This window comes from Lentzea sp. NPDC055074 (assembly GCF_053608005.1).
The window spans coordinates 132,628-144,382 of sequence record NZ_JBSGUQ010000016.1; the positions used below are offsets into that span (position 1 = coordinate 132,628).

The 11,755-nt window shown below is 69.2% G+C and carries 12 protein-coding genes; 6 read left to right on the plus strand and 6 right to left on the minus strand.

Annotation, left to right across the window (positions count from 1 at the left end):
* The first annotated feature begins 63 nt into the window (after positions 1–63).
* Positions 64–3,270: a fused isobutyryl-CoA mutase/GTPase IcmF gene (gene icmF / locus ACWF7A_RS31070; RefSeq protein ID WP_452254051.1), complete on the plus strand. Its 3,207-nt coding sequence runs from the start codon at positions 64–66 to the stop codon at positions 3,268–3,270.
* On the opposite strand, the gene ACWF7A_RS31075 is transcribed toward icmF, so the two are convergent.
* Both ACWF7A_RS31075 and ACWF7A_RS31080 read right to left on the minus strand, forming a co-directional pair.
* Entirely contained in the window at positions 3,267–3,947 is a 681-nt protein-coding gene (locus ACWF7A_RS31075; protein ID WP_452254052.1) for an MOSC domain-containing protein, read from the minus strand. The genes icmF and ACWF7A_RS31075 overlap by 4 nt on opposite strands.
* A 5-nt stretch (positions 3,948–3,952) precedes the next feature.
* Positions 3,953–4,387, minus strand: a complete 435-nt coding sequence (locus tag ACWF7A_RS31080) for a nuclear transport factor 2 family protein (protein WP_452254053.1) — start codon at positions 4,385–4,387, stop codon at positions 3,953–3,955.
* 81 nt (positions 4,388–4,468) lie between these two features.
* Between ACWF7A_RS31080 and ACWF7A_RS31085 the strand changes: the two genes are divergently transcribed.
* Complete coding sequence (locus tag ACWF7A_RS31085; RefSeq protein ID WP_452254054.1) at positions 4,469–5,032, plus strand: CGNR zinc finger domain-containing protein; 564 nt, start codon at positions 4,469–4,471, stop codon at positions 5,030–5,032.
* An 83-nt stretch (positions 5,033–5,115) separates the two neighbouring features.
* On the plus strand, positions 5,116–6,273 hold the full coding sequence (locus ACWF7A_RS31090; protein WP_452254055.1) for a hypothetical protein: 1,158 nt from the start codon (positions 5,116–5,118) through the stop codon (positions 6,271–6,273).
* Here ACWF7A_RS31090 and ACWF7A_RS31095 read toward each other — a convergent pair.
* The gene (locus ACWF7A_RS31095) at positions 6,270–6,926 is read right to left on the minus strand and encodes a hypothetical protein (RefSeq protein WP_452254056.1); all 657 of its coding nucleotides are present in this window, start codon (positions 6,924–6,926) and stop codon (positions 6,270–6,272) included. The two genes, ACWF7A_RS31090 and ACWF7A_RS31095, sit on opposite strands and share 4 nt — an antisense overlap.
* A 158-nt stretch (positions 6,927–7,084) precedes the next feature.
* On the opposite strand from ACWF7A_RS31095, the gene ACWF7A_RS31100 reads away from it, so the two are divergent.
* A complete protein-coding gene (locus ACWF7A_RS31100) occupies positions 7,085–8,650 on the plus strand; it encodes a sensor histidine kinase (protein ID WP_452254144.1) in 1,566 nt (521 codons plus the stop codon).
* Positions 8,651–8,672: 22 nt separating this feature from the next.
* Here the strand turns inward: ACWF7A_RS31100 and ACWF7A_RS31105 are convergent, their stop codons facing one another.
* Positions 8,673–9,326 (minus strand): response regulator, encoded by a 654-nt coding sequence (locus ACWF7A_RS31105; protein WP_452254057.1) that lies wholly within the window; start codon positions 9,324–9,326, stop codon positions 8,673–8,675.
* 184 nt (positions 9,327–9,510) lie between these two features.
* Between ACWF7A_RS31105 and ACWF7A_RS31110 the strand changes: the two genes are divergently transcribed.
* Positions 9,511–9,714, plus strand: a complete 204-nt coding sequence (locus tag ACWF7A_RS31110) for a universal stress protein (protein WP_452254058.1) — start codon at positions 9,511–9,513, stop codon at positions 9,712–9,714.
* Here the strand turns inward: ACWF7A_RS31110 and ACWF7A_RS31115 are convergent.
* Complete coding sequence (locus ACWF7A_RS31115) at positions 9,701–10,258, minus strand: YceI family protein (protein ID WP_452254059.1); 558 nt, start codon at positions 10,256–10,258, stop codon at positions 9,701–9,703. The two genes, ACWF7A_RS31110 and ACWF7A_RS31115, sit on opposite strands and share 14 nt — an antisense overlap.
* Before the next feature lie 94 nt (positions 10,259–10,352).
* Between ACWF7A_RS31115 and ACWF7A_RS31120 the strand changes: the two genes are divergently transcribed.
* Entirely contained in the window at positions 10,353–10,886 is a 534-nt protein-coding gene (locus ACWF7A_RS31120) for a MarR family winged helix-turn-helix transcriptional regulator (protein WP_452254060.1), read from the plus strand.
* On the opposite strand, the gene ACWF7A_RS31125 is transcribed toward ACWF7A_RS31120, so the two are convergent.
* Positions 10,791–11,735 (minus strand): helix-turn-helix domain-containing protein, encoded by a 945-nt coding sequence (locus tag ACWF7A_RS31125; RefSeq protein WP_452254061.1) that lies wholly within the window; start codon positions 11,733–11,735, stop codon positions 10,791–10,793. The two genes, ACWF7A_RS31120 and ACWF7A_RS31125, sit on opposite strands and share 96 nt — an antisense overlap.
* Positions 11,736–11,755 lie beyond the last annotated feature (20 nt).

An 11,755-nucleotide genomic window follows, 5' to 3' on the forward strand; every position in this document is an offset into this window, starting at 1 on the left:
TCGATACAGAGACCTGGACCACGCTCGGTTGCACGTCCAATAGTAGGAAGTCAAACTATTCTCATGGCGACCACTCTGCACAAGCCGGCGAACCCGGTGCGCTTTGTGACCGCGTCCAGCCTGTTCGACGGCCACGACGCGGCGATCAACATCATGCGGCGGATCCTGCAGTCGCAGGGTGCGGAGGTCGTCCACCTCGGCCACAACCGGTCGGTGTCGGAGGTCGTCGACGCGGCGATCCAGGAGGACGCGCAGGGCATCGCCATCAGCGCGTACCAGGGCGGGCACGTCGAGTACTTCTCGTACCTGGTCGAGCTGCTCAACGAACGCGGGGCCGGGCACATCCGGGTCTACGGCGGCGGTGGCGGCGTCATCGTCCCCGAGGAGATCGAGCTGCTGCACTCGCGCGGGGTCGCGCGGATCTTCTCGCCGCAGGACGGGCAGACCCTCGGCCTGGCTCGCATGATCAACCTGATGATCGAGGAGTGCGACCACGCGCTGACGGAGCCGTTCAGCCACGACGCGCTGCTGACGGGGGCGGACGAGGCCCTGGCGCGCGCGATCACGCACATCGAGGCCGGCACGGCCGAGCCCCTGGAGACCACCCGCAAGGTGCCGGTGCTGGGCATCACGGGCACCGGTGGCTCGGGCAAGTCGTCGCTCACCGACGAGCTGGTGCGCCGGTTCCGGCTCGACCAGCAGGACAAGCTGCGCATCGCCGTGCTCGCCGTCGACCCGACGCGCCGCCGTGGTGGTGGCGCGCTCCTCGGCGACCGCATCCGGATGAACTGCCTCGACGGCGACCGCGTGTTCTTCCGTTCGCTGGCCACGCGCCGTGCGGGCAGTGAGATCCCGGACGGCCTGGAACAGTCCATCGTGGCGTGCAAGGCGTCCGGTGCCGACCTGGTCATCGTCGAGACGCCCGGTATCGGTCAGGGTGACGCGGCCATCGTGCCGTTCGTCGACTTCTCGCTGTACGTGATGACACCGGAGTTCGGTGCCGCGTCCCAGCTCGAGAAGATCGACATGCTCGACTTCGCCGACGCCGTCGCCATCAACAAGTTCGAGCGTCGTGGTGCCGAGGACGCGCGCCGTGACGTCGCACGGCAGATGGTGCGCAACCGCGAGGCGTTCGGCGTCAAGTGGGAGGACATGCCGGTCTACGGCACGTCCGCCGCGACGTTCAACGACGACGGCGTGACGGCGCTCTACCAGTTCCTGCGCGACGGCCTCGTCGAGCACGGTCTCGCGGTCGAGGACGGCACGCTGGCCACCGTGGCGGGCAAGACGTCGACGTCCGCGTCCACGGTCGTGCCGGCCGCCCGCGCCCGCTACCTCAGCGACATCTCCGACACCGTGCGCGGCTACCACCGCAGGACGGACGAGCAGGTCGAGGCGATCCGCAGGCACACCCAGCTCTCCGGTGCGCGGAAGGCCCTGGAGGCCGCGGGCAAGGGCGTCGCCGACATCGCGGAACTGGTGTCCGACGCCGAGCGCAAGCTCGACCGCGACACCTCCGAGCTGCTCCAGGCGTGGCCCGCCACCGTCGAGCAGTACTCGGGCGACGAGCTCGTGTTCAAGGTGCGGGACAAGGAGATCCACACGTCGCTGACGCGGGAGACGTTGTCCGGCAACAAGGTCCGCCGGGTCAGCCTGCCGCGCTACGACGACGAGGGCTCGCTGCTGCGGTTCCTGCGCAAGGAGAACCTGCCGGGCTTCTTCCCCTTCACCGCGGGCGTGTTCCCGTTCAAGCGGGAGGGCGAGGACCCGGCGCGCATGTTCGCGGGCGAGGGTGACGCGTTCCGCACGAACCGCCGCTTCAAGTACCTGTCGAAGGGCAACCCGGCCACGCGCCTGTCGACGGCGTTCGACTCCGTGACGCTCTACGGCCGCGACCCCGACACCCCGCCGGACGTCTACGGCAAGATCGGCACGTCCGGTGTCTCGATCGCGTCGCTGGACGACATGAAGGCCCTGTACGACGGCTTCGACCTGGTGGCGCCGACGACGTCCGTGTCGATGACGATCAACGGTCCGGCGCCGACGATCCTCGCCTACTTCCTCAACACCGTGATCGACCAGCAGGTCGCGGTCTTCACGGAGAAGGAGGGCCGCGACCCCTCCGCCGAGGAGTACGCGAAGATCAGGGCGTTCGCGCTGGCCAACGTCCGCGGCACCGTTCAGGCCGACATCCTCAAGGAGGACCAGGGCCAGAACACCTGCATCTTCTCCACGGAGTTCTCGCTGCGCATGATGGCGGACATCCAGGAGTGGTTCATCCAGCAGCAGGTCCGCAACTTCTACTCGGTGTCGATCTCGGGCTACCACATCGCCGAGGCCGGGGCGAACCCCATCAGCCAGCTCGCCTTCACGCTCGCCAACGGCTTCACCTACGTCGAGTCGTACCTCGCGCGCGGCATGAACATCGACGACTTCGCGCCGAACCTGAGCTTCTTCTTCTCCAACGGCATGGACGCCGAGTACAGCGTCATCGGCCGCGTGGCGCGTCGCATCTGGGCCGTGGCCATGCGCGACCGCTACGGCGCCGCGGAGCGTTCGCAGAAGTTCAAGTACCACGTGCAGACGTCAGGCCGTTCGCTGCACGCGCAGGAGATGGACTTCAACGACATCCGCACGACGCTGCAGGCCCTCTGCGCGTTGTACGACAACTGCAACTCCTTGCACACCAACGCTTACGACGAGGCGATCACCACTCCCACGGAGTCGTCCGTCCGCCGCGCGATGGCCATCCAGATGATCATCAACAAGGAGTGGGGCCTCTCCGCCAACGAGAACCCGCTGCAGGGCTCGTTCGTCATCGACGAGCTGACCGACCTCGTCGAAGAGGCCGTGCTGATGGAGTTCGACCGCATCTCCGAACGCGGCGGCGTGCTCGGCGCGATGGAGACCGGCTACCAGCGCGGCCGCATCCAGGACGAGTCGATGCTCTACGAACAGCGCAAGCACGACGGTTCGCTGCCGTTGATCGGCGTCAACACCTTCCTGCCCGAGGACGGCACGCGCGAGGTCGTGAAGATCGAGCTCGCGCGCGCCACCGAGGAGGAGAAGGAGTCGCAGGTCGACCGCACCCGCGCCTACCAGGCCGCGCACCGCGACGAGGCCCAGAAGGCGCTCGCGCGGTTGCGTGAGGTCGCGCAGACGGACGAGAACGTGTTCGCCGTGCTGATGGACGCGGCCCGCGTCTGCACGCTCGGCCAGATCACCGAGGCGTTCTTCGAGGTGGGCGGGCAGTACCGCCGCAACATCTAGACGGCGTAGGGCCGGCCGACGATCCACCCGCCGACGTGGTCGGGGAGCTCGTCGGTCGGCACCAGCTCGACCGGGTCGCCGACGCTGACCACGCCCGGCCGGACGACCCAGCTGTCGAGGCACAGCACGCCACCGAACTCGTGCCGGATCCGCCGGTGCACGTCGAGGTCCTGCGCGCCGGTGTCCGGGTCGATCGTCGTGACCACGCACCGGGCGCGCTTCTGGTACATCCCGATCACCACGTCACCGACGACCAGCGCGTGCCCCGGCCAGGAGTCCTCCTCGCCGGCCTCGACCCCGCCGATCAGGATGTTGGGCCGCAGCCGCCGCACGTCGACGCCCGCGGCCTCGACCTGGCCGTCCGTGGCCACGAGGACGTTGAGCACGTCGAAGCGCTCCGGCCCGGAGTAGCGGGTGAGCCTGCCGCCGAACGGCAGCACCTTCTCGTGCGCCTGCCAGCTGTCCCAGGGGTGCCCGTCCACGAGAGGTCCGTCCGGTCCGGTGGTGGCGGGGATGGTGAGCAGGCCGTAGCGGGTGCGGCCGGTCAGCACGCCGCGCGGCCCCTGCACGTGCACGAGCCGGTCGCCCTCGACGCCGTCCGGGGTGAAGGTGGCCTGGTCGAGCGGTTCGCCGCCGAGCGACTTCACCGGGAACCGCCACAACGCTTTGACGTGCACGTTCGTCACTCCTGCGGGATCTCGTAGGTGGAGTCGGGGTCGATGCGGCGGTCGGCTTCGGCGATCTTCACGTCGTTGATGCTCGCCTCGCGCCGCGACATCAGGCCGGACTCGGCGAACTCCCAGTTCTCGTTGCCGTAGCTGCGCCACCACTGGCCCTCGTCGTCGTGCCACTCGTACTGGAAGCGCACGGCGATGCGGGTGTCGCCGAACGCCCACAGCGACTTGCGCAGCACGTACCCGTGTTCGCGCTCCCACTTCTTCGTCAGGAACGCGACGATCTCGTCCGTGCCGCGGACGAAGTCGGACCTGTTGCGCCACACCGAGTCCGGTGTGTAGGCGCCGGCGACGCGCACCGGGTCCCGGGTGTTCCAGGCGTCCTGGGCCGCCCGCACCTTCAGGCGTGCGGTCTCGGTGGTGAACGGGGGCACGAGTTTCACGGCGGTCCTTCCAACGGTTGGGCGACGCTGCAAACGTTAGAACGTTGACCTAACGGATGCAAGCCCGTGTTACCGTTAGGCGTGCTGACGCCCGACGAACCCCGCCCGGTCCTGCTGATGAACACCGTCTGGGCCAATCGGTCGCAGGTGCACGACGACCTGACGACTGTGGGTGGGCTTCGCGACTTCCTCGGCGTCCCGGCCGGCCAGGCCGACCTGACGGCGTTCCGCGCGTTGCGGCAGGCGTTGCGGGACCTCGCGGGCGTGCTGACCGAGGACACGCGTCCGGTCGCGCGGGATCGTGACCTGGACAGGGCCGTGGGTGAGGTCAACCGTGCGGCGCGCAGTGCCCAGCGGTGGCCGCAGCTGGCGGTGCGGGACGGCGAGCTGTTGCGGCACAACGAAAGTGACGGGTCGCTCGCGGATCGCGAACGTGCCGCGATCGCCGCCGAGGCCGTGGAGCTGTTCACCGGGGAGGGCAGGGTTCTGTTGCGCGCCTGTTATGCGCCGGGCTGCGTGCTGTACTTCGTGAAGGACCACCCGCGCCGCGAATGGTGCTCGCCGTCGTGCGGCAACCGGGTCCGCGCGGCCCGCCACTACCGGCGCAATCGGAGTGAATCCCCTGGTCCGAACGGGTTTTCCTGATCAGCGGGGGTAAACATGAGCCGCCTGGGTTCCGATTAACCGGACAACAGTTGGGCGCGTTTTGTGTGTGGTGGTGATCCACGATGTCCCGAGAATCCGTGCCAGGGCACGACATCAGCTATCACCTCGTCTGCTTCGACGAGACGGGCAACGAGCGGGGGCGCGACAGCGCGGACGTGCTGTACGACGCCCGCCAAGGCGTCACCGACGTCTTCTTCTTCATCCACGGGTGGAACGGCGACGTGCCGGCCGCTCGTGAGCAGTACGGGCGGTGGGTCGCGACGATGGCCGACTGCCAGGCCGAACGTGAAGCGGCACATCGGCTTCCGGGCGGTTTCAAGTCCCTGCTCGTCGGCCTGCACTGGCCGTCGAAGGCGTGGGGCGACGAGGACGTGCGGTCGGACGAGTTCATCAAGGCGCAGGCGAACCGTCTCGGCGGGGGCGCCGGGCGCACGGCCGCCGTGCGCACGATCGTCCAGGCCGCGCGGCAGCACCCGTGCCGCATGTCCCCGGCGGTCAAACAGGCCTACGACTACCTGGAGAGCTCGGTTCCCGACCTGCCCGGCGAGGACGGCCTGGCGTTCGACGCCGAGCAGCTCTACCGCGCGTGCCTGGAGGACCCGGCACTGGGCGGGATCCTGTCGCCGTTGCGGATCCTGACGTTCTGGAAGATGAAGCGGCGCGCCAAGGTCTTCGGCGAGAGCGGCGCGGCGCGCATCGCCCGTGAGGTGGCGCAGGCCGCTCCCCGGGCCCGCATCCACCTGATGGGCCACAGCTTCGGCTGCATCACCGCCACGGCGATGGCGAACGTGGTGCCCGCCGCGACGCTGACCCTGGTGCAGGGCGCGATGTCGCTGTGGTCGTTCGCGGAACGGCTCCCCGGCGAACCCGGCTCGGGCCACTTCCGCGGCGTGCTGGGCCGCGTGCCCGGCCCGATCATCGTGACCACGTCGTCGAACGACTACGCCATCGGCCGGTTCTACCCGCTGGCCGCGCGATCGGGCCGTCAGGTCGACCTGGACGAGTACCCGAAGTACGGCGGCATCGGCTCGCACGGCGTGCAGGGCACGTACGCGCACGGCCACAAGATCGGAGCACCCGGCGAGCTCTCGCGCGGGCAGGTGCACAACGTCGACTGCACGTCCGTGATCCGCCGCATAGACGGCATCGCGGGCGCTCACAACGACATCTGCCACCCGGAGCTGGCGAGGCTGCTGTGGAAGGCGGTGATGGCCCGCTAGTTCTGGCTCGCGCCCAGTCGCAGGACGATCTGGGGCACCAGGGTGTTGCCGAGGCTGGGACGCAGGTCCGCGCGCAACGCGGACAGGCTGACCGGGCCGTGCTCGGCCGAGACGACGAACCCGGCCGTGCCCGCGGTCAGCACGACGCGCTGCATCGCCTGTCCCGCGCGGATCTCGGCCGCGGCACCCTGGTTGAACGTGCACAGCACCAGCTCGGCGCTGCTCCGCACGTGCAGCCAGGCACGCTCCACTTCGGCCGCCCGCGACAGCAGGCCGCGCCAGGAGGCGGGCTCGGGGAACGTCGTCCACGTGCGACGGTTCGTGCGCAGGGTGTGCAGCAACGCCAGCACGTCCGGGTTCGGCTCCTGGTAGCCGCCGAGCCTGATGGCGGCGGCCGCGTCGTGCGCGCTCGGACCGGGCAGCAGCGTCACGAGTGGACGGATGCCGTGGCCCTGGAGTGCCAGCCGGACGTTGAGCAGCGCGACCCCGCACGCGAGCCGTGTCTCCCGGCTGTGCGGCCCGGTCGTGTGCAGCTCGATCTGTTCGGGGCGCACCTCGAACCGGACGTCGGGAGTGGCGGCCCTGGCGAGGGCGAGAACGCCGCGCACGTCCTCACTCGCGAGTCCGAGCGAGCCGGGAACGGCGATGGTCATGGTCACCACTGTCCGGCCGTCCGCTCGGGTCGGCCACGGTCGAAGGTCCTCAATTGCTAGGGCCGTGCGGGGTCGAAAAGTGTGCGAATCTAGGCGGCGTGCCTGACGTGCCTGGTCGCCGTGACCTCGACGAGCTGCTCGACGAGGTCCGAGACCGCATGGACGAGATCGTGACCACCCGCGACCACATGCAGGAGCTCCTGGGCGCCGTGCTCGCCGTCGCGTCCGGCCTGGAGCTCGAGCCGACGCTGCTGCGCATCGTCCAGGCGGCCGTGGACCTGGTCGGAGCCCGCTACGGCGCCCTGGGCGTGCTCGGCACCCGTGACGACCTCTCGGAGTTCCTGCACGTCGGCGTGGACGAGGTGACGCGCTCGTCGATGGGCCACCTGCCCGAGGGCAAGGGCCTGCTCGGCCTGCTGATCAAGGACCCGACGCCGTTGCGCCTGCGCGACCTCGCCCGGCACGAGATGTCGGTCGGCTTCCCGCCCAACCACCCGCCGATGCACAGCTTCCTGGGCGTTCCCGTCCGCGTGCGCGACGAGGTGTTCGGCAACCTCTACATGACCGAGAAGATAGACGCCGCCGAGTTCACGGCCGACGACGAGGCCGTCCTGCAGGCCCTCGCCGCCGCCGCGGGCATCGCGATCGAGAACGCCCGCCTGTTCGAACGCTCACGCATGCGCGAGAAGTGGCTGGAGGCGATCGGCGAGGTCAACTCCGAACTGCTCGGCGGCGCCTCCGGTGAGTACGCGCTGCGCCTCATCACCCAGCGCACCGTCGAACTGGCCGGCGCCGACTCGGCCCTGGTCGTCCTCGGCGACGGCCGGCACACCCCGCTCTCCGTCGCCGCCAGCGCGGGCGTGAAGATCGACGACTTCGACGCCTCCGACTACGCCGTCGACGAGGTGATCCGCTCCGGCGTCCCGCTGCTGGTGAACGATCTGGGCTCGGCCTTCGGCCCCGCCCTGGCCGTGCCGCTGCGCTCGGAGATGGGAGTGACGGGCGCGCTGGTGGTCCTGCGCCGGGGCGGCGAGACCCGCTTCCTGCCCGACCAGGTCCCGATGCTCGCGTCGTTCGCCGACCAGGCCGCCGTGGCCCTGGAGTTCGCCGAACAGCAACGCTCCCAGCGGCTCCTCGACGTCCTGGAGGACCGCGACCGCATCGCCCGCGACCTGCACGACCACGTCATCCAGCGCCTGTTCGTCACCGGCCTCACGCTGCAGGCCACCATGCGCCGCATCACCGAACCCGAGATCGCCGCCCGCCTGCAGACCGCCGTCGAACAACTCGACGAGACCGTCCGCGAGATCCGCACGTCCATCTTCGACCTGCACTCGACGGACAACACCTCACTGCGCCGCCGCTTGCTGGACCTGGTCGCGGGCCTCACCGAGTCCACGCACCTCAAGCCGTCCATCCGCATGTCCGGCACCGTGGACAACTCCGTGCCGCCCGAGCTCGCCGAACACGTCGAGGCCGTCGTGCGCGAGGCCGTCACGAACTGCGTGCGCCACGCCTCCGCCACCGAGCTGACGGTGCTGATCGACGCCGGTGAGGACGTCGTGATCACCGTGCAGGACAACGGGGTCGGGATTCCGGCGGAGGCGGCGCGCAGCGGGCTGCGCAACCTCGCACACCGGGCTTCGCAGTTCGGTGGGTCGCTGGAGGTGCAGGTGCCCGAGGGTGGCGGGGCCTGCCTGGTGTGGCGGGTTCCGCTCGCCTAGGCAGGCGGATCACCCGATCGCACTAGTGCGCGGGCTTGTCGCCGTCCTTGCGGAACTGCGACGCGAACACGGCGGCCTGCGTGCGGCGTTGCATGCCGAGCTTCGCGAGCAGGTGCGAGACGTAGTTCTTCACGGTCTTCTCGGCGAGGAACATGCGCTCGGCGATCTGGCGGTTGGTGAGCCCCTCGCCGATCAGGTCGAGGACGGTGCGCTCCTGCTCGCTCAGCATGCGCAGCGGGTCGCCCTCCTCGCGTTCGCGGCGGATCCTGTTGAGCAGCGCGGAAGTGGTGCGGGCGTCCAGGAGGGACTGTCCTGCCGCGACGGTGCGGACGGCGTTCACCAGGTCCGCGCCGAGGATCTGCTTCAGCACGAAGCCGGAGGCACCGGCCATGATCGCGTCGAACAGGGCCTCGTCGTCCGCGAAGCTCGTCAGCATCAGGCACTGCAGGCCCGGGATGCGGCTGCGCAGCTCGCGGCACAGTTCGATGCCGTTGCCGTCGGGGAGCCGGATGTCGAGCACCGCCACGTCGGCCTGGGAGCCCGGCACCTTGGCCAGGGCCTCCGTGACCGACGCGGCGTCACCGACCACGTCGAGGTCGGACTCCTCGCCGAGCAGGTCCGCGATGCCGCGGCGGACGATCTCGTGGTCGTCGACGAGGAAAACACGCGTCGCCATGAGGGTCACGGTAACCCAAAGACCATGACCCGAGGGGACCAACGGCACGCGGCTCGCTACGACGATCGGGCCTATTTCGCGATCGTGAGCGGGGGAGTTCGCCGACGTGCCGACCTCTCGCCCGAGCCGGACCCGGCTGTCGGCTTCGGGGTCCGGGGGAGGTGAACAGGCCCTGGACACGCGAATGTCCGGGTGGCTTCGCAAGCACCCGGACGTCGCGGTGGGGGAGCGGCCGATCCCGTTGCCGCTCGAACCGGGGCATCGGGCCGGACTGCTCGTCGTCGGGTCGCGGGGGCGTGGTGTCCTCGCCAGGACGCTGCTCGGGTCTACCCCGCAGGCCCTGACCTACCACGCCCCGTGCCCGGAGGCCGTTGTCAGGCCTGCTTGACCGCGGAGATCTCGAACTCGAGCACGATCTTCTCGCCGACCAGGACGCCGCCGGTCTCGAGCGGGGCGTTCCAGGTGACGCCGTAGTCCTTGCGGTTGATCGTGTGCGAGCCCTCGAAGCCGACGCGGGTCTGGCCGTACGGGTCGACGGCCACGCCCTCGAAGGCGAACGCGATGGTGATGTTCTTGGTGACACCCTTGATGGTGAGGTCACCCGAGATCTCGAAGTTGTCGTCGTCGACCTGCTTCGCGGAGGTCGAGACGAACGTGATCTCCGGGTGGTTCTCGGCGTCGAGGAAGTCGTTGGTGGCCAGGTGGCCGTCGCGCTGCGCGTTGCGGGTGTCGATGCTCGCGACCTTCAGCGCCACGGAGGCCGTGGTGTTCTCCGGCTTGTCACCGTCGATGGAGATCTTGCCGTCGAACTCGTTGAACGCACCACGAACCTTGGTGACCATGGCGTGGCGAGCGACGAAGCCGATGCGGGAGTGCGAGCCGTCGATGACGTAGTCGCCGGTCAGTTCGGAGAGGTTGGTGGCGGTGGTCATGGTGTCAAGTCCTTCGGTTGCTCGATTTGGTTGAAGTGTCATCCACCCTGCCGGAACGTGGATGATGTGTCAACTATTCCCGTATGCTGAACCGGTGACACGATGGTTGGAACCTGAGCAGCAGCAGGCGTGGCGTGCCTACGTCCGCATGCAGGGGGAGCTCAATGCGCATCTGAGCAGGCAGATGTCGGTCGACTCGGACATCTCGATGGCTGACTTCGCCGTGCTGGTGCAGCTCACCGACACGCGTGAGGAGCGCGTGCGCGTGTTGGAGCTTGCACGGTCGTTGAACTGGGAGAAGAGCCGCATCTCACATCACGTCGCAAGGATGGAGAAGCGTGGCCTGGTGCGGAGGGAGAACTGCCGCAGTGACGGGCGCGGGTCGTTCGTCGTGCTGACCGACCAGGGCAGGGCGGCGATCGAGGCGGCCGCCCCGGCGCACGCCGAGACGGTGCACAAGCTGGTGTTCGACCTGCTCACCGACGCCGAGGTCGTGGCGTTGCGGGAGATCTCCGAGAAGATCTTCGAGCGCCTAACGACAGGAGAATGTGCGGCGGTAGTCGCTCGGTGCGATGCCGACGACACGATGGAAGTGGTGCCGCAGGAGAGCGGCTGTACCGAAGCCTGACCTGGCCGCGACCGCGTCGACGTCCAGGTCGGTCTCCTCGAGCAGTCTTCGTGCGTGAAGCACCCGTTGGAGTGACAGCCACTTGTTCGGGGTGGTGCCGGTCTCCGAGGCGAACCGGCGCGCGAAGGTCCGCTCGGACATGACGGCGAGCTTCGCCATCGTCGAGACCGTGTGGTTGTCCGCGATCGTGGCGAGCACGCGCTCCAGCACCGGCTCCAGGCTGTCCGAGCTGCACTCCGGGATCGGGAGCTCCACGAACTGCCGCTGACCGCCGTCGCGCTGCGGGGCCACGACCATCCGGCGCGCGATCGTGTTGGCGATCTTGGTGCCGAGCTCGCGCCGGACGAGGTGCAGGCACGCGTCGATGCCCGCCGCCGTGCCGGCGCTGGTGATGATGTTGCCGTCGTCCACGAACAGCACGTCGGCGTCGAGCCGGGCCTGGGGGAAGCGCTCCTTGAACGTGCGGGCCTCGCGCCAGTGCGTCGTGCAGTGCCGGTCGTCGAGCAGGCCCGCGGCACCGAGGATGAACGCCCCGCTGCACACGCTGAGCAGCGTCGCGTCGGTCTCGCGCAGCGCCTTGACCAGCTTCTCCGGATACTCGTCGCGGACGCGCGCGGCGGGCAGGGCGACCAGGTCGACGCTCTGCAGCGCGTCGAACCCGTGTTCCGGCGTGATGCTCACGCCGCCGATGCTCGTCGGCACCGGCTGGCCGGGGATCTCCCCGCACACCCGGAAGTCGACCAGCGGCACGCCCTCCTCGGTCCGGTCGACGCCGAACACCTCGCAGAGCAGGCCGAACTCGAACGGCGCGACGCCGTCGATGAGGGGAACCGCCACCGATCGCAGCATGGCAGGATATTAGCGCGCAG